This is a genomic window from Tsukamurella sp. II2bb (genome assembly GCF_057815145.1).
This window is the reverse complement of record NZ_JBYPZI010000010.1, coordinates 77,486-102,682: the sequence shown is the minus strand read 5'-3', so window position 1 is coordinate 102,682 and position 25,197 is coordinate 77,486. Positions and strand designations below refer to the sequence as shown.

General features: G+C 67.5%; 24 protein-coding genes. 6 read left to right on the top strand and 18 right to left on the bottom strand.

All coding sequences use genetic code 11. The annotated features are described in order from the left end of the window. Positions 1–8: 8 nt before the first annotated feature. From AC21LY_RS20230 to AC21LY_RS20155, 16 genes are all read right to left on the bottom strand, one after another. Positions 9–713 (bottom strand): urease accessory protein UreF, encoded by a 705-nt coding sequence (locus AC21LY_RS20230; RefSeq protein ID WP_489048359.1) that lies wholly within the window; start codon positions 711–713, stop codon positions 9–11. Further along, positions 713–1,198 (bottom strand): urease accessory protein UreE, encoded by a 486-nt coding sequence (gene ureE, locus AC21LY_RS20225; protein ID WP_489048358.1) that lies wholly within the window; start codon positions 1,196–1,198, stop codon positions 713–715. Before ureE ends, AC21LY_RS20230 begins: the two co-directional genes overlap by 1 nt. A 10-nt stretch (positions 1,199–1,208) precedes the next feature. Next, positions 1,209–2,933 (bottom strand): urease subunit alpha, encoded by a 1,725-nt coding sequence (ureC, locus tag AC21LY_RS20220; protein ID WP_489048357.1) that lies wholly within the window; start codon positions 2,931–2,933, stop codon positions 1,209–1,211. Further along, on the bottom strand, positions 2,930–3,256 hold the full coding sequence (locus tag AC21LY_RS20215) for an urease subunit beta (protein ID WP_489048356.1): 327 nt from the start codon (positions 3,254–3,256) through the stop codon (positions 2,930–2,932). The genes ureC and AC21LY_RS20215 overlap by 4 nt, the downstream gene beginning before the upstream one ends. A gap of 9 nt (positions 3,257–3,265) precedes the next feature. Continuing rightward, on the bottom strand, positions 3,266–3,568 hold the full coding sequence (locus tag AC21LY_RS20210; protein ID WP_489048355.1) for an urease subunit gamma: 303 nt from the start codon (positions 3,566–3,568) through the stop codon (positions 3,266–3,268). Between the two features lie 75 nt (positions 3,569–3,643). Continuing rightward, positions 3,644–5,833 carry a heavy metal translocating P-type ATPase gene (locus tag AC21LY_RS20205; RefSeq protein ID WP_489048354.1) on the bottom strand — a complete coding sequence of 730 codons (2,190 nt, stop codon included), beginning with the start codon at positions 5,831–5,833 and terminating at the stop codon, positions 3,644–3,646. After that, complete coding sequence (locus AC21LY_RS20200; protein WP_489048353.1) at positions 5,833–6,114, bottom strand: DUF1490 family protein; 282 nt, start codon at positions 6,112–6,114, stop codon at positions 5,833–5,835. The genes AC21LY_RS20205 and AC21LY_RS20200 overlap by 1 nt, the downstream gene beginning before the upstream one ends. A 135-nt stretch (positions 6,115–6,249) precedes the next feature. Next, positions 6,250–6,609 (bottom strand): universal stress protein, encoded by a 360-nt coding sequence (locus AC21LY_RS20195; RefSeq protein WP_489048352.1) that lies wholly within the window; start codon positions 6,607–6,609, stop codon positions 6,250–6,252. Between the two features lie 4 nt (positions 6,610–6,613). Next, positions 6,614–8,122, bottom strand: coding sequence for a tripartite tricarboxylate transporter permease (locus AC21LY_RS20190; protein WP_489048351.1), 1,509 nt, complete (start codon positions 8,120–8,122; stop codon positions 6,614–6,616). A gap of 3 nt (positions 8,123–8,125) precedes the next feature. Beyond that, positions 8,126–8,641, bottom strand: a complete 516-nt coding sequence (locus AC21LY_RS20185; RefSeq protein WP_489048350.1) for a tripartite tricarboxylate transporter TctB family protein — start codon at positions 8,639–8,641, stop codon at positions 8,126–8,128. Then, complete coding sequence (locus AC21LY_RS20180; protein ID WP_489048349.1) at positions 8,638–9,660, bottom strand: Bug family tripartite tricarboxylate transporter substrate binding protein; 1,023 nt, start codon at positions 9,658–9,660, stop codon at positions 8,638–8,640. Before AC21LY_RS20180 ends, AC21LY_RS20185 begins: the two co-directional genes overlap by 4 nt. A 146-nt stretch (positions 9,661–9,806) precedes the next feature. After that, complete coding sequence (atzF, locus tag AC21LY_RS20175) at positions 9,807–11,462, bottom strand: allophanate hydrolase (RefSeq protein ID WP_489048348.1); 1,656 nt, start codon at positions 11,460–11,462, stop codon at positions 9,807–9,809. Then, on the bottom strand, positions 11,459–13,450 hold the full coding sequence (locus tag AC21LY_RS20170; RefSeq protein WP_489048347.1) for a 5-oxoprolinase/urea amidolyase family protein: 1,992 nt from the start codon (positions 13,448–13,450) through the stop codon (positions 11,459–11,461). The genes atzF and AC21LY_RS20170 overlap by 4 nt, the downstream gene beginning before the upstream one ends. Then, a complete protein-coding gene (locus tag AC21LY_RS20165) occupies positions 13,447–14,046 on the bottom strand; it encodes an urea amidolyase associated protein UAAP2 (RefSeq protein ID WP_489048346.1) in 600 nt (199 codons plus the stop codon). Before AC21LY_RS20165 ends, AC21LY_RS20170 begins: the two co-directional genes overlap by 4 nt. Before the next feature lie 28 nt (positions 14,047–14,074). Beyond that, complete coding sequence (locus AC21LY_RS20160) at positions 14,075–14,917, bottom strand: urea amidolyase associated protein UAAP1 (RefSeq protein ID WP_489048345.1); 843 nt, start codon at positions 14,915–14,917, stop codon at positions 14,075–14,077. 1 nt (position 14,918) lies between these two features. Then, positions 14,919–16,463, bottom strand: a complete 1,545-nt coding sequence (locus tag AC21LY_RS20155; protein WP_489048344.1) for an amino acid permease — start codon at positions 16,461–16,463, stop codon at positions 14,919–14,921. A 137-nt stretch (positions 16,464–16,600) separates the two neighbouring features. Here AC21LY_RS20155 and AC21LY_RS20150 point away from each other — a divergent pair, with 137 nt between their 5' ends. Then, positions 16,601–17,221, top strand: coding sequence for a TetR/AcrR family transcriptional regulator (locus AC21LY_RS20150; protein ID WP_489048457.1), 621 nt, complete (start codon positions 16,601–16,603; stop codon positions 17,219–17,221). Here AC21LY_RS20150 and AC21LY_RS20145 read toward each other — a convergent pair. Continuing rightward, the gene (locus tag AC21LY_RS20145; protein WP_489048343.1) at positions 17,218–17,682 is read right to left on the bottom strand and encodes a hypothetical protein; all 465 of its coding nucleotides are present in this window, start codon (positions 17,680–17,682) and stop codon (positions 17,218–17,220) included. The genes AC21LY_RS20150 and AC21LY_RS20145 overlap by 4 nt on opposite strands. A gap of 180 nt (positions 17,683–17,862) precedes the next feature. Continuing rightward, entirely contained in the window at positions 17,863–19,329 is a 1,467-nt protein-coding gene (gene gndA / locus AC21LY_RS20140) for an NADP-dependent phosphogluconate dehydrogenase (protein ID WP_489048342.1), read from the bottom strand. A gap of 107 nt (positions 19,330–19,436) precedes the next feature. Here gndA and AC21LY_RS20135 point away from each other — a divergent pair, with 107 nt between their 5' ends. From AC21LY_RS20135 to AC21LY_RS20115, 5 genes are all read left to right on the top strand, one after another. After that, the gene (locus AC21LY_RS20135; RefSeq protein WP_489048341.1) at positions 19,437–19,898 is read left to right on the top strand and encodes a very short patch repair endonuclease; all 462 of its coding nucleotides are present in this window, start codon (positions 19,437–19,439) and stop codon (positions 19,896–19,898) included. Between the two features lie 32 nt (positions 19,899–19,930). Beyond that, the gene (locus tag AC21LY_RS20130) at positions 19,931–20,866 is read left to right on the top strand and encodes a NaeI family type II restriction endonuclease (RefSeq protein ID WP_489048340.1); all 936 of its coding nucleotides are present in this window, start codon (positions 19,931–19,933) and stop codon (positions 20,864–20,866) included. Between the two features lie 64 nt (positions 20,867–20,930). Next, positions 20,931–22,253, top strand: coding sequence for a DNA cytosine methyltransferase (locus tag AC21LY_RS20125; RefSeq protein WP_489048339.1), 1,323 nt, complete (start codon positions 20,931–20,933; stop codon positions 22,251–22,253). 53 nt (positions 22,254–22,306) lie between these two features. Further along, positions 22,307–23,203: a hypothetical protein gene (locus tag AC21LY_RS20120; protein WP_489048338.1), complete on the top strand. Its 897-nt coding sequence runs from the start codon at positions 22,307–22,309 to the stop codon at positions 23,201–23,203. A gap of 368 nt (positions 23,204–23,571) precedes the next feature. Next, entirely contained in the window at positions 23,572–25,191 is a 1,620-nt protein-coding gene (locus AC21LY_RS20115; RefSeq protein ID WP_489048337.1) for an AIPR family protein, read from the top strand. Positions 25,192–25,197: the final 6 nt, after the last annotated feature.

The following is a 25,197-nucleotide window of genomic DNA, read 5'->3' as shown; positions in this document are numbered from 1 at the left end:
AACTCCTCCTAGCTCATGAACATTCGCGCCCGCTGGCGCCGGTGCCGCATCTGGGCGATCTCCAGCCCAGGGGATGCGGCGCCCAGGTCGTGGTGGGTCAGGGTCATCACGGTCGCGACGGCCTCGGCCACCACGTCGTGCATCGCACGCTGCACCCGCTGGCCTGCTGTCTGGCCGATCGGTATGGCGCGCACCGCGTTCTGCGTGAGCGAGGTGACGGCGGCGAAGAGGTGCGCCTCGATCGCGGCGGCGGGCGGTGCGCCCACCGCGTGCGCGAACAAGGCGAAGGCGACGGCCGGATGCCCGTGGCAGCGGCCCGCATCGAGCTCTGCGCGGTAGTCGGCGAGGGACGACTCGGGGGCCACGACGGTGCCGACGTCCGCGGTCCGCCGCCCGATCGTGGCCGCGGCGGTACGCACCTGTTCGGGCAGGGTGAGGGCCGCGAGGAGGCGGTCGAGCGTCCAGACGGCCTCGAGGTCGCCGAGACGCAGAGCGTCGTAGGCCATCCGGATCGCGAGGCCGTCCGTGTAGGCGAGCTGGCGGGAGACGTAGGCGTGCAGCCAGTCCGCGAAGGTCGTCTCGTCAGCGATCGTGCCGTCGGCGAGGTAGGCCTCCATCCCGAAGGAGTGGCTGAAAGCCCCCGTCGGGAGGGCGGAGTCGCTCAGTTGCAGGAGCGGCAGCAGGTACGACGGGGAGGTCGGCACGCACGTCATCAGTGCGTGTGCCCCGCGTGCCGGAAGGGCGTGGGCAGCACGCGGTCCTGCCGCGCGAAGGGCACGCCGTGGTGCGCGAGGTAGTCCTCGACCGTGTGGTCGTACTGCACCACCATCACCTCCGCGCCGTACTCGGAATCGGCGTCGAAGAACTGTGCCTGCAGGTGCCGGTTGCCGAGTCCGTGTGCGGTGCGGCCCATCTCGGTGATGCTGCGTGGCGCGATCACCAGGACGTCGGTGGCGAGCACCTGCACGGCGATGATGTTGTCCTCGTCGCGGTGCAGGATGTCTCCGTCGCGCAGGTCGCCGTCGGGTCCCGCGGGCGCGGCGAGGCGCAGCCCGATCTCGCGGTCGTGGTCGGTGCGGACCCGTTGGATCCGCTTGACCAGGTCGGCGCCCGCGAGTGGCACGCGCTCGACGTGCACGCCGTCGAGGTCGGACGGTGCCAGGTCGGCGAGGTTGCCGGTGATGGTCTCGATGATCACGTCTCGCCTTTCAGAACAGGAAGTAGCGCTGAGTCATGGGCAAGGACTCCGCGGGTTCGGAGCGGACCGGGGTCCCGTCGACGGCCACGACGTAGGTCTCGGGGTCGACGGTGATGTCCGGCGTCGCGCCGTTGTGCGGCAGGTCGCTCTTGCGGAGCGTGCGGATCCCGCGGACGGGCAGCGTGCGTTTGCGCAGGCCGAGATCGGCCGCCACGCCGGATTCGACGGCGGCGGCGGAGAGGAAGGTGATCGCCGCATCGTGCACCGCCGTGCCCATCGCTCCGAACTGCGGCCGCATGGTGCGGGGCTGCGGCGTCGGGATGGAGGCGTTGGCGTCGCCCATGAGGGCGGTGGCGATCTGGCCGCCCTTGATCACGAGGTCCGGTTTGACCCCGAAGAAGGCGGGGTTCCACAGCACGAGGTCGGCGAACTTGCCCTCCTCGACGCTGCCGACGTATTCGGCGATGCCTTGCGCGAGAGCCGGATTGATCGTGTACTTCGCGATGTACCGCTTGATCCGGGCGTTGTCGCCGGTGCCCGAGAACCGCTCCGCATCGTCGTCGAGCGGCCCGCGCTGCCGCTTCATGGTGTCGGCGAGCTGCCAAGTGCGGGTGATCACCTCGCCGACGCGGCCCATGGCCTGGGAGTCCGACGACGTGATGGAGATGATGCCCATGTCGTGCAGCACGCCCTCGGCCGCGATCGTCTCGGGACGGATCCGCGAGTCGGCGAAGGCCACGTCCTCGGGGATGTCTGCGTTGAGATGGTGGCACACCATGAGCATGTCGAGGTGCTCGACGATGGTGTTGCGGGTGAACGGCAGCGTCGGATTCGTCGACGCGGGCAACACGTTCGGGTGACCCGCAATGGCGATGATGTCGGGCGCATGACCACCGCCGGCGCCCTCGGTGTGAAAGGTGTGGATCACGCGGCCGTCGATGGCGGCCACCGTGTCCTCGAGGAAGCCGCACTCGTTGAGGGTGTCCGTGTGGATGGCGACCTGCACGTCGTACTCGTCGGCCACGCGCAGGGAGTTGTCGATGGAGGCGGTGGTCGAGCCCCAGTCCTCGTGCACCTTGAGACCGATGGCGCCGGCCCGGATCTGTTCGGCCAGTGGCTCCGTCGCGCCCCCGTGCCCCTTGCCGAGGAGGCCGATGTTCATCGGCACGCCATCGAGCGCCTGCAGCATGCGGGCGATGTGCCAGGGCCCGGGCGTCACGGTGGTCGCGTTGGTGCCGGAGGCGGGGCCGGTGCCGCCGCCGATCATGGTGGTGACCCCGGAGTTGAGCGCGGTGTCGATCTGCTGAGCACTGATGAAGTGGATGTGCGTGTCGATGCCACCCGCGGTGAGGATGCACCCCTCCCCGGCGATGATCTCGGTGGCGGCGCCGATGGTGATGGTCACCCCGTCGGCGATCTGCGGGTTGCCCGCCTTGCCGATCTTCAGGATGTGCCCGTCGCGCAGCGCCACATCGGCTTTGACGATGCCGGTGTGGTCGATGATCAGGGCGTTGGTGATGACGGTGTCGGGGATGTCGTGCTCGCGGGTGAGCACGCCGTTCTCGCCCATGCCGTCCCGGATCACCTTGCCGCCGCCGAAGACCACCTCCTCCCCGTACACCGTGTAGTCCTTCTCGACCACGGCGAAGAGCTCCGTGTCGGCGAGGCGCACGGCATCGCCGACCGTCGGGCCGTACAGGTCCGAGTACTCGCGGCGGCTCAGTTCGAAGCTCATGACGTGGTTCCGTTCCGGTCGAGCGGGCCGTTGACGCGGTTCGCGAGCCCGTGCACCTCACGGGTCCCCGCCAGGGCGACCAGGCGCACCGTCTTCCCGTCGCCGGGCTCGAACCGGACGGCGGTCCCGGACGGAATGTCCAGACGGTGCCCGTGGGCCTTCGTCCGGTCGAAGTCGAGGGCAGGGTTGACCTCGGCGAAGTGGAAGTGCGAGCCCACCTGGACGGGGCGGTCGCCCGTGTTCACGACGCGGACCGTGCGCGTGGGCCGTTCGTCGTTGCACCGGATCGGCGCGGCGGCGAGGCGGAGTTCTCCGGGGATCATCTCTCGCGCCTATCGGATCGGGTGGTGGACGGTGACGAGCTTGGTCCCGTCCGGAAAGGTGGCCTCGACCTGGACGTCGTGGATCATCTCCGGCACGCCCTCCATGACGTCGTCGCGGGTGAGGATGGTGGCGCCGTAGGCCATGAGATCTGCCACGGTGCGCCCGTCGCGGGCGCCCTCCACCAGCTCGTAGGTGATGACGGCGACGGCCTCGGGGTGGTTCAGCTTGAGACCACGGGCCTGGCGGCGGCGCGCCAGGTCCGCGGCCACCACGATGAGCAGTTTGTCCTGCTCGCGGGGCAACAGATGCATGAGAGGTAACTCAAATCGCTTGCCCCGGCGGCAGTCAAGCCGGTTCGTCAGGCGCAACAGCCTGGAAACACGAAGTTAACGTTCCCCGCTGCGCCGTGCACCCTGGCGGTCCGGCTGCGCGAGCCGGTACCGGATCAGCCGGGAGCTGTTGAGCACCACCGCGACGGACGACGCGTTGTGCAGGATCGCGGCCAGGACGGGCGAGAGCGCGCCCCCGGCACCGACGAGCAGCCCGACCGAGTTGACCGCGATGGCCATGCCGTAGTTCTGCCGGATCACGTCGACGGCCCGGCGGCCGAGATCGACGACGTCGAGGACGTTGCGCAGATCGTCTCCGGCGAGCGCCACGTCGGCGGTCTCCACCGCCACGTCGGTGCCCGCGAGCCCCATCGCGATCCCCACGTCCGCCGCGGCGAGCGCCGGCGCGTCGTTGACCCCGTCACCGACCATCGCGACCACGTGGCCCTGCGCCTGCAGGGCCCGGACGGTGGCCAGCTTGTCCTCGGGCATCACCTCGGCGCGCCAGTCGGTGATCCCGAGTTCGGCGGCGATGGCGGCGGCCGTCGCCGGATGGTCGCCCGTGAGCATGACGACGGTGCCGATCCCCGCGGCGGCGACGGCGTCCAGGGTCTCGGCGGCCTCGGGACGGACCTCGTCGCGCAGGCTGACGAGACCGGTCAGCGCACCGTCGACCGCGAGGAGCAGCGGCGTCTCGCACTCGGCGCGGAGCCGGTGGACCCACCGCTCGGCGTCGGCGTCCACGGCGACGCCGTGCTGCTCGAGGAGCGCCGGGCTGCCGAGCAGGAGCACCCGGCCGTCCGCGGCCTGCGTTCGCATGCCCAGTCCGACGATCACCTCGCACTCGGCGTGGCTCGGGATCTCGATGTGCCGTTCCTCCGTGGAACGGATGACCGCCTCCGCCAACGGATGCCGGGAGTGGATCTCGGAGCTGGCCGCGTGCGCGAGCACCTGCTCCGGGGTCCAGTCCTCGCGGAAGGAGACGACGTTCGTCACCACCGGGCGGCCGGTGGTGAGCGTGCCGGTCTTGTCGAAGACCACCGCCGTGACCGAACCGGCGGCCTCCAGGTGCGAGCCGCCCTTGATGAGGATCCCGCGGCGCGCACCGTTGCCGATCGCTCCGCTGATCGCGGTGGGGGTCGACAGTCCCACGGCGCACGGGCACGCGATGAGCAGCATCGTCATCGCCCGGCGCAGGTCGCGGGTGAGCAGCAGTGTGGCCCCGGACAGGAGGAAGGATGCGGGGACGAATCGGCGGGAGAAGTTGTCGCCCACGGTCTGGATCGGCGCCCGATCCCGCTCCGCCTCCTCGACTCGCCGGATGATGCGGCCGATCGCCGTGTCGGCGCCGACGGCCGTGGCACGCACGACGAGCCGTCCGGAGACGACGACCGCGCCGGCGTGCACGGTCGCACCGGGTTCGACGGTGACGGGAAGGGTCTCCCCCGTCAGCGCCGCCTGGTCGACGACGGCGAGCCCCTCGACGACGAGCCCGTCCACCGGCACCGCCACGTGGTCGTGCACGATGACCAGATCGCCGACCGCGAGCGTATCGATCGGCACCTGCACCTCGGCACCGTCGAGGCGCAACCAGGCCGTGTCGGTGTTCCCCCGCAGCAGGTCCGAGATCGCGCGACGGGTGCGGCGCAGCGTGAGGTCCTGCAGGAACTCGCCGATGTTGAGCAGCCACAGCACGGTCAGCGCGACGACGTTCTCGCGGAGGAGCAGGCTCGCGATCGTGGCCGCGGAGACCAGCGCATCGGTTCCGGCCCGGCCGCCGCGCAGCGAACGCAGCGCCCCGCGCAGGAAGGGATAGCCGGTGAAGATGGTGATCGCCGTGGCCGCGGTGCGCGTTCCCGGGCCGAGAAGCGGCGGCCTGCGGAAGGCGTACCGTCGAACGCCGAGCAGCACCAACGCGGCCGCTCCCAGGCCCATCCGGACCAGGTCAGCGTTCGTCACGTCCGCCGCGTGCGGGGTGTGGCGGACGACGAGCGCGGTATCGGCGACGAGTCCCTCCGCAGCCGCGGCGGTGAGCTGCGCCGGATCGACGTCACTGCGGTGCCAGACCACCAGCGAGCCGGTGCGGCTGTAGGCGTGCGCCGCCCGCACCCCCGGGATCGCGAGCACGGCATCCTCGACGGCGATGCATCGCTGCGGGGACGCCCCGACGAGATCGTCGAGAACCAGACGGACGCGCCCCGCGGCGCGGGAGACGATCCTGCCCGCCGGCTCGGACAGACTGGTCATCAGTGGTCGTGATCGTGCGCCACGGCGGTCGCCGGCGGGGTCGATTCCTCGCCGATGCGCTCCTTGGCCTCGGCCAGGATGTCCGCGGCGTTCAGCCGCACGTTCTCGGCGACCTCCTCGGCCTTACGGCTTCCCTTGAGTCCCAGCGCGGTCGCGGCGACGGCCCCCTCGCGGAGCGGCGCCTTGGCCAGCGCCCGCTTGGTCGCGTCGTACGCCGCGGCGCCGACGAGGCCGGTCACGAGCGCGGAGCCCGCCTTCAGGAAGAGGGCCTGTACCGCCATCGGAATTCCCTTCGTCGGACGGCGCACCGTCTATCGAACATCATTTCCAACAGGGTACCGCGCTCGGACGGGACGGCGAAAGCGTTGGGCCCAACTCGACCGGTACGGGCGTGCCCGCCGTCCCGCGCGGCAGTATCAGCCCTGCTCGACCTTCACCGCCAGCACCGGGCAGGTGGCGTCGAGCAGGATCCGCTGCGCAGACGAGCCGAACAGCAGCTTGCCGGTCGCCGTGCGGTGCTTGATCCCGATCACGAGCACCGAGGCGTTGAGCGCGGTCGCGGCGTCGACCACCCCGCCCACCGGGTCCTTCTCGAACTCCTTCGGGTGTTGGATCGCGACGTCGAGGCCGCGGGCCGTGCCGGCCGCGACATCGGGGTCGGCACCGTCGAGGACGAAGACGACGAGCGGCTCCTGCCTGCGCTCCGCTTCCGCGTAGGCGGCGTCGAGCGCGGCGGCACTCTCCGGGGTGGTCGAGTGGGCGACGAGAACGGTCATGGAATCACACATCCTTCTGGGTACGGGAGCGGACGATCTGGCGCGCCTTGAGCAGGAGCACGAGGATCAGGAGGCTGTACAGGGCGATCGCGATCGGCGAGTGGACGAACACCGCGTAGTTCCCGTTGGACGAGAGCAGGGCGTCGCGCATGCTGGTCTCGGCGAGCGGCCCGAGGACCATGCCGATGAGCAGCGGGGCGATCGGCACGTCGTACCGCTTGAAGGCGAAGGCCAGCAGGCCGATCGCGAGGAACAGCAGCAGGTCGAACATCGACGGGGCGGTGGCGTAGATGCCGAGCCCGCAGAAGACCACGATGCTGCCGTACAGGTACGGCGCCGGAATGAGCAGCAACTTCGCCCACAGCTGCGCGAACGGCAGGTTGATGATCAGCAGCACCACCATGGCGAGGAAGAAGCTGGCGAGCAGCGCCCACACCAGGTCCGGCGAGTTGTCGAACAGTAGCGGCCCGGGCTGCAGGCCGTACTGCCGGAACGCGGCGAGCATGATGGCGGCGGTCGCCGACACCGGCAGGCCGAGCGACAGGAGCGCGCCCATCGCCATGCCGGTGGTCGAGTTGCCGGCCGCCTCGGGCGCGGCCAGGCCGCGGATCGCGCCCTTGCCGAACATCGGGAACTTGCGGCGCCGGTCGAGGCGACGCTCCACGTCGTAGGCGAGGAAGGTGGGAACCTCCGAGCCGCCGACGGGGATGACGCCGAAGGGCAGGCCGATCGCGGTGCCGCGCCCCCACGCCGGCAGGGCCTCGACGAACTCCGCCTTGGACAGCCAGGCGCGGCCGGCCTTGGCGCCGAGGGCGGCGGGTTTGGTGTCCCGGCGGAAGCGGCCGGCGACCATCAGGATCTCACCCAGGGCGAGCATGCCGACGGCCACGATCACCAGGGAGATGCCGTCGAAGAGGTTCGAGGAGCCGAACGTGAAGCGTTCCGTGCCTGAGATCTCGTCGATGCCGACCGTCGCGAACATCAGGCCCAGCACCAGCGAGGTCAGGCCCTTGAGGACGGACTCGGAGACCACCGACGAGATGGCGCCGAAGGCCAGGAGCGAGAGCGCGAAGTACTCGGCAGGGCCGAACTTGGTGGAGACCTCCGCCATGAACGGCGCCAGGAAGACCACGAGGATCGAAGCTATGGTGCCGCCGATGAACGCGCCGATCGCCGCGGTGGCCAGCGCCTGGGGCGCTCGGCCCGCCTTCGCCATCTGATGGCCCTCGAAGGTCGACGCGATCGACGACGCCTGCCCGGGCGTGTTCATCAGGATCGCCATCGTGGAGTCACCGAACAGGCCGCCGAAGTACACACCGGAGAACAGGATGAACGCGGCGGTGGGGTCGAGCGCGAAGGTCATCGGGAGCAGCAGCGCCACCGCCATCGACGAGCCGAGGCCGGGGAGGACGCCGACGGCAGTGCCGAGGAGGCAGCCGATCACCACCCACATCAGGTTCGTCGGCGACAACGCACCGCCGAACCCGCTCAGTAGAAGTCCGAATTGCTCCATGGTTCACAGACCTCCCAGAATTCCGGACGGGAGCGGCACATCCAGCAGGACGCCGAAGATGAGGAAGACGAGACTCGACAGGAGCAGACCCACCGAGATGTCGAACAGCGGACGCCCGCTGTCGAAGGCGCGGGTCACGCACCAGAACAGCAGCGCCGCGGCGAGGATCCAGCCGAGCACGGGCAGCAGCACCGCGAACGCGAGCAGTCCGCCGATGATCCAGCCCGCCGACACCCAGTCGGTGTAGGTGCGGTGGGTCCTCTCCTCCCGGGCGAGCTCGTCGGGCTCGCGCAGGTAGTGCACAGCAAGCCCGACCGCGAGGGCGTAGCCCACGACGGCGAGGACCCACGGGAAGAAGGTGGGGCCCGGACTGTCTTTGGACTGAACGGTCATCGTGACGTTGCCGATCACCACGAGGGTGCTCGCCACGGCGAGGATGGCGGGAACGATCAGTGCGCCGCGCCCGCTGCCGATGCCCGACGGTGCCGCCGCCGCGGTGGCGTTTCCGTGCGTGGTCATTTGCCCAGCTCCTTGTACAGTTCTGCGATCACGCGGTCCTGCTCGGTGATGAAGGTGGCCAGTTCGGGTCCCTCGAGCCAGGCGGGCGTCCACTTGTTGTTCTTCTCGGCGTCCTTCCACTCGGGCGTCTGCACCACCTCGTGGAAGACGTCACGGATGGTCTTCGCATCGGCTTCACTCGTACCCGGGGGCGTCCACAGTGCGCGCCAGTTGGCCAGCGTCACATCGAATCCCGACTGCACCAGCGTGGGCGTGTCCACCCCGGGGACCGGTTCCTTCGAGGCGATGGCGAGGGCGCGGAGCCGACCCGACTGGACCTGGTCGATGAGATCGGCGTAGCCGGAGAACGCCGCCGCAGCGGTGTGGGTGACCAGTGCCTGCGCCACCTCACCGCCGCCCGCCTTGGGGATGTAGGTGGTCTGCGCCGGGTTGATGCCCGCGGCCTTGGCGAACTGCGCCATCACCAGCTGGTCGAAGCTGCCGCCGCCGGTGAACGCGATCGCCTTCGGGTTCTGCTTCCACGCGGCCACGAGGTCCGCGACACTCTTGTACGGGGAATCCGCGGGAACCACGAGGAGGTCGTACTCCTCGAAGAGCCGCGCGATGGGGGTGACATCGGTGATCTTCACCGCGGACTTCGTCTGTTGGACGCCGGCGACGAGGCCTGTGCCACCGACCATCACGACATCGCCGCGGCCCTCCATCGAGTGCAGCCGCGCCAGCCCGATGGTGCCGGCGGCCCCCGGTACGTTCACCACCTGAACGTTCGTGGCGATCTTCTTGTCCCGCATGATCGCCTGCGCCTCGCGCATGACGAGGTCCCAACCGCCGCCCGCGCCGGCGGGCGCGATCAGCGTGGCCTTGTTGCGGATATCGGCGGAGAGCCCGCCACGCTGGAAGGAGTAGTACACCGCGGTGGAGACCACCACGGCGGCGATGATCGCATAGATCGCCAGGGCGATGATGTTCCTTTGCCCCGGTGGGGCTTTCGCCTGCCCCGCGTCGTCCGAGCCGTCCACGAATCCGACCTCCTCGTCGAGCTGATGAGAACGCCAGACTAACGCCGCACCTACGACGTCTTACCGGAACAGAAAATATTGGTAAAGAACAGAACGCGCAAAACGCGCGGAAGTCGGACGGACAACCGAAGCCCTTGTCGGACAGGTCATCCGGTACGGCGGTCGAGCCAGTACTCCACGTCGAGTTCGCGGGCGTCGGCCACTGCCGAGGCCTGGCAGCCGAAGCCCACCACCGCGCGGCCGTCGTCGAGCAGCACGGAGCCGAGGGTCATCGGCGCCGGCAATCGGGTGAGGAAGGTCCCCAGTGCCGCGGGTGCGAGCCGCCAGAGCTCGCCGCGGATCGCGCGGCCGTCCCCGTCGTCGTGCACCAGGCCCGGCTTCGGCGGCACCGTCGCGAGTTCCACCAGCCGGTACTCCGGCACGGTCCGGATCTCCCCCGCCCAGTAGGCCCCGAGCGAGGTCAGTTCGTGCTCGAGCGGCTGCCCCCGCAAGTGCGCTCCGAAGACGGCCAGCTCGACCGCGCCGGCGGGACCGAGGGTCCACGGCGGCACCGGCGGCGCGCCGGTGATGCGGCCGGCCAGGTCGAGCGCGACCCCGTCGTGGCCCGCGGGAGCCAGCACCGTGATCCCGAACTGCGCTCCATCGGCGGTCTCGCCCGCGGGCACCGCGACGCCGCACAGGTCGAGGAGGTTGCAGAAGTTCGTGTACGTGCCCAGCTCCGCGTTCACCCCGACCGGGTCGGCGGCGACCTCGGCGAGCGTGGGGTGCCGCGGTGCGGTGGGCACCATCAGGCCGGCGAAGCCGTCGAACAGCGCGGCGGCCCGCGCGGCGATGGCGCGCAGGTCCGCCTGGTCGGAGGCCAGACGGTGCGCGGGCAACTCCCCCGCGGCCCGGACGATGGCGGCCACCGTGGGGTCCAGTCCGGCGTCGTCGCCGGCGGCGGTGATGAACTCCCCGACGGCGCTGTACCGCTCGGCGACGAGGGCACCGTCGTAGAGCAGCTTCGCCGCGGCGAGGAGCTCGGAGATGTCGACGGGTTTGACCCGCAGTCCGGCCGCCTCGGCGCGGGCGACGGCACCGTCGAAGGCCTCGCGCCAGGCACCGGGCAGGGCCGGAAGCTCCGCCGGAACCGCGAGTGTCGCGTCCGGCGCGGCGGCGAACGGGGTGTCGGCGGCCCACCCGCGGGTGCCGGTGGTGCCCATGACCGCCATGGCGCGGTTCGCGGTGGCGACGTCGCGGGCGAAGACGGTGACGCAGTCGTAGGACGCGCAGGCGGGCACCACCCCGTCGGTGCTGACGGTGCCGATCGTGGGCTTGATCCCGACGATGCCCTGCAGGCCGGCGGGCACGCGACCCGATCCCGCGGTGTCGGTGCCGATCGCGATGTCGGCGTAGTCGAGGGCCACGGCGACGGCCGAGCCGGAGCTCGACCCGCCGGAGACATGGTCGGGCCGTCGGGAGTCCCGCACCGCGCCGTAGGGGCTGCGGGTGCCGACGAGGCCGGTGGCGAACTGATCGAGGTTCGTCTTGCCGATCACCACCGCGCCCGCGGCGCGCAGGGCCGCCACGGCGGCGGCGTCCGCCTCGGGCACGTAGGCGTAACCGGGGCACGCGGCGGTGGTGGGCAGGCCGGCCACGTCCACGTTGTCCTTGACCGCCAGGACGATTCCGGCGAGCGGCCCGCCCGCGGCGAGGGACTCCGCGTACTCGGCGGCGACCTCGGCCTCGGGGCGCAGGGCGAGGAAGATCTCGGGCCGGTCGTCGGCGGCGATGCGCCGGTAGGTGTCGGCGATGCGGGTCATGCTGCGCTCCTCGTGAATTCGCCGGCGGCCGCCCAGCGGCCGCGTTCCTCGTCGCGGGCGATCTCCATCGCCGACCGCACCCGGGCGATGTCGTCGGCCTCGCGCGCCAGGAAGGCGCGGTGCGCCGAGAGGGAGAAGGACCCGGGCGTGATGTCGACGGTGCCGCGGCCGGCGGCGGTGTCGGCGCGCAGGTCCGCGAGCTCCTCGGTGCTGACGGGGTACCAGCTGATCCGGTCGAAGTGCCGCAGCAGCCAAGGATGTTCGGGTTCGAAGCCGCCGGCGGCGTGCGGGTGGCGGTGGTTCCACACCTGCGTGGTGCGGCCGACGAACTGGTACCCGCCGGGGCCCTCCATGCCGTAGATGCACAGGTAGGCACCGCCGATGCCGACCGCGTTCTCGGGCGTCCAGGTTCGCGCAGGGTTGTACTTGGTGGTCACCAGACGATGCCGCGGGTCCAGCGGAACCGCCACGGGCGCACCGAGGTACACGTCGCCGAGGCCGAGCACGAGATAGGAGGCGTCGAAGACGATCCGGTGCACGTCCTCGACCGAGCCGAGGCCGTTCATGCGGCGGATGAACTCGATGTTCCACGGGCACCAGGGCGCATCGCCGCGCACGCCGAGGACGTACCGCTCGATCGCCTCGCGGGTGCTCGGGTCGTCCCAGGACAGCGGCAGCGAGACGGTGCGGCTCGGCACGATCATGTCGTCGGCGGCGGGCAGCTGCGACTCCGCCTCCCGGATCCAGTCCAGGACGGCGGGCTGGCGCAGCGCGGTGGGGTCGAACTTCACCTGCAGGCTGCGCACACCTGCGGTGAGATCGACCAGGCCGCGCGGTGATTCGGCACGCAGCCGCTGCTCCAGGGCGTGAACGCGCGCCCGCGACTCCAGGTCCAGGGTCATGGCGCCGTATTCGACCAGGATGTTGTCGTCCCCGGAGCGGCGGTAGGTCACGGTGGTCTCGCCGTCCGCGGTCGTCGACCGGGCGAGGACGCCGTCGTCGGGGTCGCCACCGGCGGATAGCACGACGGGCAGGTTCGCGCGGCGGGCGGTACCGAAGTCCCCGGGCGAGGCCGCGGCGGCGGCGCGGACGGGGACGAAACGCACGCCGTCGCCGGGACGGAGCTGCCCCAGCTTCCACCGGTCGGCGGCGGTGACGGTAACGGGGCAGACGAAGCCGCCCAGGCTCGGTCCGTCGGGGCCGAGCAGGATCGGGGTGTCGCCGGTGAAGTCCAGCGCGCCCACGGAGTACGCGTTGTCGTGGATGTTCGACGGGTGCAAGCCGGCCTCTCCGCCGTCGGCGCGCGCCCACTCGGGTTTGGGGCCGATGAGCCGGACACCGGTGCGGTCCGAGTTGAAGTGCACCTCGTACGCGGTCTCGTAGAGGGTCGCGATGTCGGCGTCGGTGAAGTACTCGGGTGCGGAATGCGGACCGACCGTGACTGCCAGCTGCCACTGGGTGGTGAACGCGGGCACCTCGTCGTCGAGGATGCGGCGCGGCGGCACCGCGGGCTCGGGGCCGATCGGCAGTTCGTCACCGGCGGCGAGGATCCGGCCGTCGTGGCCGCCGAACCTGCCCAGCGTGAATGTGGCGGCGCTGCCCAGGTAGTCGGGCACCACCACGCCGCCGCGCACGGCGAGGTAGACCCGCATACCGAGCGAGCCGGTCCCGCCGACGGCGAGCTGCTGGCCCGGCAGGAGCTCGACCGGCGCCCAGGCGGGGACGGGCGTCCCGTCGACGGTGACCGTGACGGGGGCGCCGGTGATCGCGACGGTGGTGGCCTCGTCGACGGTGACGGCGAGCCCGCCGAGGGTGCACTCGAATCCCGGTGCGCCCTCGTCGTTGCCGACGGCGAGGTTGGCGAGCCGGAAGGAGAGGTCGTCCATGGGTCCGGACGGCGGCACCCCGATCGACCAATAGCCGGCGCGGCCGGGCCAGTCCTGGACGGTGGTCATGGGGCCGGGGCGGACGACGGTGAGGGTGCTCATGCTGCGGCCTCCGAGATCTCGAGTTCGACGGCGGTGGGGTCGAAGCCGTTGCACGGGTTGTTGATCTGCGGGCAGTTGGAGATCAGGACCAGGGTGTCGATCTCGGCGCGCAGCACCACCTTCTTCCCCGGGGCGGAGAGCCCGTCGACGATGCCGAGCGTGCCGTCGGGATCGACGGGGACGTACATGTAGAAGTTGACGTTGCCCACCAGGTCCCGCTTGCCCAGGCCGTGCCGGCTGCCCTCGATGAGGAAGTTCTCGACGCAGGCGTGCTGGTGCTTGGTGTGGTGGCCGTAGCGGAGCGTGTTGGACTCCTGCGAGCAGGCGCCGCCGAGGGTGTCGTGGTGCCCGACCTCGTCGTCGACGATGGTCATCATCGGGCGCGATTCCTGGTCGCGGATCACGGTTCCCGTGCCCAGGAAGATGTTGCCCTGGCCGAGGATCGTCTGCTGCGCGCTGTACCGGATGCCGTGGTCGTGCGCGCCGTAGAAGAGGGTGTCCACGGCCTGGTTGCCGTGCAGGTCGGTCATAGTGAGGGTGTGGCCGGCGGGGACGATGCCTGACCAGGGCGCCCGCGGGGTGACGGTGGCGATCATGTTCAGTCCTCAGTTCTGCGGTGGGCGATCAGTGCGCGGCGCGGTGGGCGTCCTCGGAGTTCGCCACGGCGCGCTGGTATTCGGGTTCGGTGTCGGAGTCAGTGATCAGGTCGGCCAGGTCGTGGTCGGCGCGCCAGGCCAGCACCTCGAGCAGGCCCGTGTCGAAGGTCGGCGACGGGTCGAGCGGGTGGGCGGTGTTCGCGACGGCGACGACGCACGGCAGATGCAGCACCAGCTCCACCGCCTTCCCCGGGCCCGCACTGCCGGTGGAGGCGAGGGCACCGTCGGCGGTCACGGCGACGCCGTGGAAGAACGAGACCGACGGGGCCACATCGGTGGGCGCGAGCCCGTGCTTGGCGGCGGCAAGAACGAGCAGCTCGCGACCCGCCGGGCTGGCAGAATGCGCTTCGCCCGCTCCGTATTTGGCGGTGTTGGTGGCGAGCGTCGTGGTGCCGCACAGGGCGTCGTGGTGACCGGAGCCGTCGGCGACGACGGTAGCGAGCACGCGCCCCTGGTCGGAGAGCAGCGGGTGCCCCGCACCGAGGTAGGCCTGCCAGGGCACCTTGACGGTGTCGGCCACGTTGAGCCGCTCCCAGGGTGCGTCGGCGCGCCAGAGGAGGATGTTCGCGCAGGCGGTACCGGTGACGTCGGTCAGGCGGAGGCGGGTGCCGCGGGCCAGCACCTTGCTCGTGTAGCGGCCTCCCGGAACGGTCTCCGCCCAGGTGAGCTCGTCGGCGCGGACCCCGGCGGGCGGGTCGGGCCAGGCGGTCGCGGGCACCGTCGGCATGCCCTCGACGCGGGTGTCGGCCTGGGCGCGGGCGTGGTCGCGGGCGCCCTGGGTGGTGGCGGTGGTCTCGGCGATGGCGGTCACGTCAGATGCCTTTCGGAGCGGAGAGGTTCGGGAGGACGGGGGTGACGGGGCGGGGGTGCGCGCGGTGGGGGAAGCAGGCGATGCCCGCGATGACGGCCACCGCGACGGTGATCGGGCCGGCCCACTGCAGCAGCGGGGATTGGCCTGCAGGGTCGTAGATCTCAGCCCGCGGCCAGGCGAGGTTGACCACCATCGCCCCGCCGTACAGCACGGCGGCCACGTTGATCGGCAGGCCCCAGCGACCGAGGCTGAAGACCGGCTTCCCGTCGGCGTCGCGGACCTGCGCACCGTGCGGCCACCCGCGGAGGCGCTGGTAGAGCATGGGCACCGTCACCGACAGGTAGGCGAGGTAGATCAGGACGATGCAGACGCTGGCGAGGGTCGCGAAGATCGCGGGGTTGCCCACGTTCACCAGCAGGACCGCGACGCACAGCACTCCGATGAGCACCGACGGCGCGACGGGCGCCTGGGTGCGCGGGTTCACGCGGGAGAGCTGCTCCGAGAACGGGAGCCGGTGGTCGCGTGCCATCGAGAAGATGAGGCGGCTGCACGCGGTCTGGATCGCGAGGGTGCAGATGAAGACGGCCACGGCCACGTCGACCAGGAGGACCTTGCCCCAGAACGAGCCCAGGACCGACTGGAGGACGTAGGGCAGGCCGCCGGCGGCGAGCTCCTCCCCCAGCGTCGGTGCGGCCATGAGGGCGGTGATCAGCATGAGGCCGCCGCCGACCGCCGAGGCGGTGAGCGCGAATCGGATGGTGCGCGGCGCGACCCGCCGCGGGTTGACGGTCTCCTCCGCGAGCTCGCCGGCCGAGCCGAAGCCCACCATCACATAGGCGGCCATGAGGCCCGAGACGATGAAGGCGCCGAGGTAGCCGCCGGATCCCGACGATGTCACGTGGGTGGTGTCGAAGACGACGTCCGGGCCGCGCCGGGCGTGCATGGCGAGGGCGCCGATCACGGCGGCCACGCCGACGAGTTCGCAGGTGACGCCGATGGCGTTGATCCGGCTCATCCAGTGCACGCCGATGCAGTTGATCGTGGTGGTGACAACGAGGAGCACGGTGCCGAGCAGAACGGCGTTGGCGGCGCCGCTGGGGCTGGTGAGGGAGGCGTCGTCGCCGATGATCTGGAATCCCGACCAGACGGTGGGGAGAACCACCTGCAGGGCGATCGCGGCGGCGGCGGCCGTGACGATCTGCGCGAGGATCATGAACCAGCCGCCGAACCAGCCGACCACCTCGCCGCCGAGGCGCCGCGACCACTGGTAGATCGCGCCGGAGATCGGGTAGCGGGCGGCCATCTCGGCGAAGCACAGCGCCACGAGGAACTGGCCGAGGTAGACGATCGGCCAGGTCCAGAAGAAGGCCGCACCACCGAGCGAGTAGCCGAGGCCGAACAGCTGGAAGATGGTGGTGAGGATGGATACGAACGAGAACCCGGCGGCGAACGACGCGAACGTCCCGAGCGAGCGGCGCAACTGCGGCTGGTAGCCGAGCTGGGCCAGATCGTCCGAATCATGGTGTCGGGCTTGAGTGGTTGTCATGGGCGGCTTCCCGGTCGGAGCTCTATCTGTCAGTTGATAGAAAACTCCTCTCCCGGGTCGTCCCGATTGCCCCGCGGTTGCGACTGGGAAAACCGGCGCTACGAACATGTTTCGTGGCGGGTAGCCTGGCCGCTGTGATGGAGGAGAACGACGGCGCGGAAACCGCAGGTAGACGCGGGCGTCCGCGGTCCAACGATCCGCGCCGGCCCGGGGCGACGACGATCGACGAGATCCTCGACGCCGCGGCCGAACTGTTCACCCAGCGCGGCTACGCGGCCACGTCGACCAGGCAGATCGCCGAGGCGGTGGGCATCCGTCAGGCCTCGCTGTACCACTACTTCCCCACCAAGGGCGAGATCCTGACCGCGCTGCTGGAGGCGACGGTGCAGGCACCGCTCGCGCTCGCCCGCTCCGTGGTCTCGACCGACGGCGACCCGCTCGACCGGTTGCTCCAGTTGGCCCGCGCGGATGCCGGCCAGTTGGTGGCGGCCCGCTACAACCTGGGCGCGCTGTATCACCTGCCCGAGCTGGCGGCCGACGAGTTCGCCGAGTTCCGCGCCGACCGGGCGGAGCTGGCCGCGCACTACCGGACGCTGGCAGGCGGCACCGTCGGCGATGCCGACGACCCGCGGACCCTCCTCCCCTTCCGGCTCGTTGAGTCCGTCATCGGCCTACGCTCCGACGGTGCCCTCGGCCCCGGCCCCGACGACGCCCTCGTCGACGCGATCTGCGAGGCGATCCGGCGGGTGCTGGCCTAGCTCCGCGTGTGCGCGGTCCGGGGGCCGCGACCAACGCCGGGCCGATAGATGACCATGCCGAACAGACCTTCCTGCACGAATTCGTCGGCGAGATAGCTGTCGATGTCCAGCGGACCGGCGGCGGGGTTCCGATGGAGGAATTCTCGCAGCGCCGGCGTCACCGTCTCGATGGTGAGCACGAAACTCTCGCCGCCGAGGTCGGTAATTGTGGCCCGGGACCAGCCGTCCCAGGCATCGACACCCGCCCAGTGGCGGATGCCGCAACCTTCGATCGCCTCGATGAGTACTCGGGTCGCGAGCAGCGGGAAGTCATCGCGGCCCTGCTGCCGCACAAGGGTCAGCGCGGTGCGGTAGGCGATGCCGTGGAGTTGTGCGTAGGCACGAGCGGTGCGCTTGAGGGCAGAGTTCGCAGTCATGGGTTCACCGTCCGTCCGGTGGCTGAGCCCCGCGTCCAGCGCCACCGCAGATGGGTGAGCGATTCGGTTCGCGGATCCGATGGACCTTGCCCTCATGCGCCGTCGGTGGCGACGCGGGCGCCGGACGGCTCGGGTGGCTTCGCGAGAAGCACTGCCCTGACTGTACCCGCGGACGCGCGAGGGGCGCGACCGGTTCGGTCACGCCCCTCGCGGCGAGGTGGATGATCAGTCCGTCTGGACCTCGCTGCGGTCGCCGGACCACAGGGTGTGGAAGGTGCCCGGCTTGTCGACGCGCTTGTAGGTGTGGGCGCCGAAGAAGTCGCGCTGGCCCTGGACGAGCGCGGCGGGCAGACGGTCGACGTTGAGCGAGTCGAAGTAGCTCAGCGCCGTCGCGAAGCCCGGGATCGGCACGGCGGCCTGGGTGGCGGTGATGACGACGCGGCGCCACGCGGCCTCGCCGTCGCGGATGGCCTGCGCGAAGTACGGGGCCTCCAGGAGCGTGGCGAGATTCGGATTGGTCTCGTAGGCGTCGGCGAGGACGTTGAGGAACTGGGCCCGGATGATGCAGCCGCCGCGCCAGATCTTGGCGACGGCGCCCTTGTCGATGTTCCAGCCGTACTTCTCGGCGCCGGCGATGATCGCGTCGAAACCCTGGGCGTAGGCCACCATCTTGGAGGCGTAGAGGGCCTTCGCGACGTCGTCGACAAAGCTCTCGTCCACCTGCGGGGCGCTCGGGCGGGCGATGCCCAGGGCCTGGACGGCGTCGCGCTGGTTGCGCTTGGAGGAGACGGCGCGAGCGAAGACGGCCTCCGCGACGCCGCCGACCGGCACGCCCAGGTCGAGGGCGGTCTGCACGGTCCAGACGCCGGTGCCCTTGCTGCCGGCCTGGTCGGTGACGATGTCGACGAAGGGCTTGCCGGTCTCCGCGTCGACGTGCTTGAGGATGTCGATCGTGATCTCGATGAGGTAGCTGTTGAGCGGCCCCTCGTTCCAGGTCTTGAAGATGTCCGAGATCTGCGCGGGCGTGTAGCCGGCGACGTTGCGTAGCAGGTCGTAGGCCTCGCCGATGAGCTCCATATCGGCGTACTCGATGCCGTTGTGGATCATCTTGACGAAGTGGCCGGCGCCGTCGGTGCCCACGTGGGTCACGCACGGCTCCCCCTCCGCGACCGCGGCGATCGACGCGAGGATCGGGCCCAGCGTCTCGTAGGACTCCGGGGTGCCGCCGGGCATGATCGACGGGCCCTTCAGTGCCCCCTCCTCGCCGCCGGAGATGCCGGCGCCGACGAAGTGGATGCCCGACGGTGCGATGCGCGCCTCACGCGCGATCGTGTCGTGGAAGTTCGCGTTGCCGCCGTCGACTATAATGTCGCCCGGCTCGAACCGCTCCTTGAGCTGGTCGATCACCGCGTCCGTGCCCGCGCCCGCCTGCACCATGATGATCGCGGTGCGCGGCTTGGCGAGGCTGGCGACGAAGTCGTCGATGGTCTCGGACGCCACGAAGTTCGCCTCGGGATGGTTCTTGGCGACCTCGCGGGTCTTCTCGGGCGAGCGGTTGTAGATCGCCACCGTGTTGCCCTCCCTGGACGCCAGGTTGCGGGCCAGGTTCGAGCCCATCACCGCCATCCCCACGACTCCGATGTTCGCCTTAGCATCGTTGCTGGTCATCGCCCGGTCTTCCCTCTTCCTCATGGTGGTTCACACTCGGCCCCTACGTTACGTCCCCACGCCCGACGGTGCCCCCACCTCTCTGTTCGTCGCTGGACAGACTTCGCAGAAACGACTTGTAACCTGGACCTGTGCCACAACAGTCGCCGCCAGAATCGTGGGCTTCAAGCCCCGGAAGGCGCCGCAACATGCAAGCCAACCGGTCACGTGACACCAAGCCCGAACTCCGTATCCGCAGCGCGCTACATGCCCTTGGCCTCCGCTACCGAGTCGGGATCGCCCCTGAACCGGCCCTGCGACGACGAGCCGACATCGTCTTCACCCGCGCGCGGGTCGCGGTGTTCATTGACGGGTGCTTCTGGCACGGCTGCCCCGAGCACGGCCGGTCAAGTTTCAATCACAACGCCGACTACTGGCCCGACAAGATCGCGGGGAACATTGCCCGAGACGCCGATACCACCAAGCAGCTCCAAAGTGCAGGCTGGCGCGTTCTTCGCTACTGGGAGCACGAGGACGTGAGCGCAGTCGTCGGTGACATACAGCGCTCCGTTCAGTCGAGTGTGCCCACCACCGAAACCACACGGAAGCCGTAGGCTGACGGAGAGCGCCGGGCTACCCTCTCGGTGTGGAACTGGATGATCCTGACCTCAACGACGTAGTTGCCGAGCTACGGCACCTGGACCCCGAGGGAGAACGAACCGCGCAGGTGTTGCGCGATACATTTGACCAACTCTACGATGGGGTCCGAACGACACGCTACCGCTGGGACCAGCTATTCAAGACCGAGAAGACCCATTTCGGCACACTCATCGAGATCAACCTGCAGCGCGAATTCAAATTCGCAGACGGCAACAAGCTCGACTACCAAATCGCTGGTCATGAGGTCGACGCGAAGTATAGCCAGAGAAGCGGCGGATGGATGCTCCCACCCGAGGCAGTCGGTCGGCTATGCATGGTAATAACTGCCAGCGACGTGGATTCCACCTTCTCAATTGGAATGGTCAGAGCTCGCGAAGAGTGGCTGGGCTTAGGAACGAATCGCGACGCCAAACGAACGCTGTCCGCGGAGGGCCGAACCCATATTCACTGGCTCTGCAACGACGCCGACCTCCCACCCAACGTTTTCCTCCATCTTCCAAACAAAGATATCGAGGCAATTTTTGCCCCAAAAGGCGGCACCGCGCGAATTTGTGAGCTGTTCCGCCGGGCACCGGGCAAGATCGTGAGCCGCGCCGCTGTCTGCACCGCAGCCACGCAGCTTGACCCAACGCGACGCCTACGCGGAGGACAGGGCGGCGCCCGCGATCCTCTCGCGCCCGAGGGAATCGTGGTTTTGAGCGGTGCGTACGAGTGGCAAGCCCGCGCAGCCCGACAACTTGCGCTCCCAGTGCCACGGCGCACGGAGTACGTCTCGGCGTACGTCGCGCCGGCAGACCCAGATTGGAGCGGACCAGTCGCTGTCGGGAAGGACGGCGGAGACCTAGCCTTGATGCCCGTCGATCCTGCTCACGCCAAGCCCTTCCCCACCGAGTGGTACGGCGAGCGATCCCAGCGGAGGTAGACACACCGGACATCCGCACGCTCATCCCAAACTTGTCAGGCGCGAGTGGCAAGATATCAGCATCATGAGCGAGCAACACCACGATGACCTCACGGTGGTCGAGATATGCGCAGGTGCAGGCGGGCAGAGCCTGGGCCTGCACCTCGCAGGATTCCGTCACGTGCTTGCAGTCGAACTCGACGACGACGCAGCAGCAACCCTTGCCCGGAACCTTCGACGTCTAGCAGACGATGAGGGCTTGGAACAGCCGAAGGTAGTCACCGGGGACGTTGCCGACGAGTCCGTCTGGTCGCCCGAGGAGTACCGAGGCGTCAGCCTCCTTGCCGGCGGCGTGCCATGTCCTCCGTTCTCGATCGCCGGACAGCAGAAGGGAGCGGAGGACGAGCGTGACTTGTTCGCCTGGGCGATCGAAGCAGCCGGGCGTATGCATCCCGACGCGATCCTGCTCGAGAACGTTCGCGGCCTCTCCATGCCCCGCTTCGCTGGCTACCGCCAGGCAGTCCTCGACCGACTCACTGAACTCGGATACAAGGCCGACTGGCGCCTTCTGGAAGCACGCGATTTCGGTGTTCCGCAGCTCCGGCCCAGATTCATTCTGGTTGCACTAAAGGAAGAATTTGCACCGTATTTTTCGTGGCCCGATCCAACCGCTCCCGCGCCAACAGTAGGCGAAGCGCTAAAGCCGCTCATGGCTTCCAACGGTTGGCGCGGCGCGTCCGCCTGGGCAAAGAAGGCTAACAGAATCGCGCCCACAATTGTAGGCGGCTCGAAGAAGCACGGCGGCCCAGATCTCGGTCCCACCCGGGCGAAACGAGCCTGGATGCAACTAAGCGTCGACGGGTTCGGCGTCGCGAATGACGCTCCTACCAGCGACACCCCGGCATCTCACGTGCCCAAGTTGACCAACGCCATGATCGCGCGCCTCCAAGGTTGGGACCACAAGCAATCCGAAGAGTACTACTGGGACTTCGGCCCCGCTCGCGGCAAGAAGACTGCGATCTACCGACAGATCGGCAACGCCTTCCCTCCGCCCGTTGCACGCTCAGTCGGCGAGTCCATCGCCACAGCCCTGCGCAAGGAAGGCGAGGCGAACGCTCCCACAGAACGCACCGCTCCGGAGTTCCACGACGAGGTCTACAAGGCGCTCAGAGAACGAGCTGGCTTCGTCTCCATCGCTGGCCTGCGCCGCGACCTTGGTGGAACGATGGCCGATGAAGAAATCGAGCGTCGAATCTATTTCCTCAGCCGAGACTTCGAGATCCTCACTGGATCGCGCAGCGGGCATGCCATTTACAAGCTCGGAGAGTGGCGTGCTTTTCGGGGTCAAGCAGACCACGCACGGCATCTCTCTTTCGCTGAAAGACAACTGCGAGCCAGGATCAGTTAGGATCGCCGCAAAGCGCGACGTAGATTCCGGTCACCCGACCGAGAGGAAGATTTGTGGCCCCGAATTTCTCCATTCCCAAAGGATGGTATCGCGACACAACAATTGGTCTCATCGAAGAGACGCTACCCCCGATACTTGGACCGCTCACTCCAACGACAGCCTGGCGATATGTCTATGCAATTTCGATGTGGCACCAGAAGATCGCCGGTAAGCACTATTTTCACCTAGTCGAATCCAGCGAGCTAAAGAAGGCTTCCGGAAAGGCAATGTCGGAGCGAGCGGCAAACTACCTAGCCGAAGAGCTAATAGAAAGTAACCAGTGCGACCCTTTTCAGGTGGTTAACCACATCGGAAAGGCATACAACCTCGAACGTGTACGACAAGGTCATGCGCCGAGCGATATGCGCGACCCTAACATGACCGGCACCTCGTTCGAGACCGTCCTACAAATAATCATCGAGAAGCTCTGCGACAGCAGCCCGAGCCGCACACCCGACCTGCGCACGTTGCAGGGATTTGAGTTCGCTCCGGTAGGCTACCATTCGAGACCTGATCTAGTCTTATTCACGCCACGCGACTTCCGGCTACTAATTTCCACGAAATGGACACTCCGCAAGGAGAGAATCGGCACATACCTCCACGAGTCATACTTCTACCGGAAACGGAGACCTGACCTTCAGATTGCGTTCGTCGTAAACGAGTTCCAACAGAATATCCTTCATCACCTCACCAACGACCCTCTAGTCGACCGCGTGTACCATGTAAATAAGAAGATGCTCATGGAGGTGCAATCACCCTTCGCCGAGTGGCAGGCTAAGAACCATATCTCACCGGAGGAAATACTAGGAAGCACTGCCCGCGCGAAGAGAAACCGCGACTGGATCAGACTGACAGATCAATTATTTGATCTGTCAGAATTGTTCTCCCACATCATTGCCCTCAGACAGTAAGATGCGCCATCACGTCGGCCATGCAGATTCACCATGTCGAACACCATAGAGCGACGCACACCCACATCCGGCCACCCATTGAAGGTTCGGAGTTGCATCATCGATCATCATTGGTATTCAAATACTGGATAGCGCTTCTATAACCGACTCCGTCCGGTAACCTTGCATAGCAAGAGCTACAGGAAGGCCTCAGGATGCATATCCTCACAGAGCGAAAGATGCGCTCATTCGGCGCTCAGTTCGGATACGAATTGAGCGACGGCGACCTCTTCGAGAGGTATGTTGCATACACGTACCTATACCGCTACATAAAAGGGGACGTCTCTCTCCTCGATTACGTCGTGACCGGAGGGGGTGACGATGCAGGAGTGGACATCGCCGCCATAATCGTCAATGGTGCGATAGTCACCGAGCCCGAGGCCGTTATCGAACTGCTCAACGAGGGCGAGGAAAACTCGATTCATGCGATCTATATCCAGTGCAAAACGGGAGAGAAGTACGACACCAAGCTGGTTGCAAAGTTTCTTCACGGTGTTGAAGTAATTACCAATGCGGCAGCTCGCGAGACTGCCGAAGTCCCGACGTCCCTACGTCCGACATCGGAAGCGCTAAACGCAGTACTCGACAATATCACTCGCTTCAATACACCACGCGTACAAGCTACACTGGCCTACGTAACCACCGCGGGAGAGTACCGCAATCAGAATAGCTCCAACAACTCTCAAATCGCCGCAGCAATTTCCCGGATTAGAGATTTTGATATATATCAAGATGGCATTGATTGCACTTATCATGGACATCGCGACATTCAATCCCAAGAACTTGAACGCCGCGGCCCCCAGGGGGTGGGATTTCGCTTTCCGAACCGTCAGGAGATTCCAGAGTCACCCGGGGTTGAACAGGCTCACATCGGAATAATCGCAGCAGCAGAACTTCTCAATCTTCTCAGAACAGAACAGGGTGTTCGCCCCGGCATATTCGCAGATAACGTGCGCCGCTATCAGGGCGACAGCAACCCTGTGAACAGGGACATATTTCATACGCTCGAAACCGGCCAAACGAATATATTTCCCTTTCTAAATAATGGCCTGACCGTCATAGCCCGGGAATTGACTAATGTTTCCCACCGCTTCACTGCGTCCGGATACCAAATAGTGAATGGCGGGCAAACCAGTCATCAACTCGTACGCTGGGAGAAACACCTAACTGACACGCTTCCGCCTGATCAGGTGCAGCAACGACTTCAAGAGCTGTGGATTCCCATGAAACTCATAGCAACAAAGAGCCGGGATATCCTGTCTCGGGTAACGGTTGCTACGAACTTGCAGTCGTCGATCGGCGCTGCGGAAATCCAGAGCTCCTTGCAAGCGGCGAAAGACGTTGAAACCTTCTTTGCACAATCAGGACCGGATGGACTGCGCTACGCCCGCCAGAATGGAATTGACGTCGATGACCTAGACGTCCCCCAGCTTCGGGTTGTCGCAACTCCAGAGCTCGATCGGGCAGTATCAGCATGCGTGTTCGGAGAGTCTTCCAAGTCGATTGGATCTCCAAATGAGCTCTATAGCTCAGACTCGTTTGTCTGGGCCAACCACCCTGTCGCTGTCTACTACTTCGCAGCTTGGATCATGTATCGTATTGACAGCCATTTTCGCAGGACGGTCAAAGACGGGAGGATTCAATCCATTCGTGCCGCCCGATACCATATCGCGATGATGACTGCCGTACAAGTCATACCTTCACTTATGGCGGTCTATGATAGCGACGAAGATCCTCGAAACAAGCAGAGCCTGATCTCCGCGCTCGACAGAGACGCGCGTTCTGACACCTGGAAGAAAGGGGTCGACTCCGCGGTCGAAAAATCGATACGCATCGTGCAAGATCACTTCAAGTCGATCACGAGTAACAGGTCTCTGCGAAAGGACGATGTCCGCTCACGGCGAGTACAATCCGATCTCTATGCAAAGGCTAGGATATCGACAAAATAAGTGTCG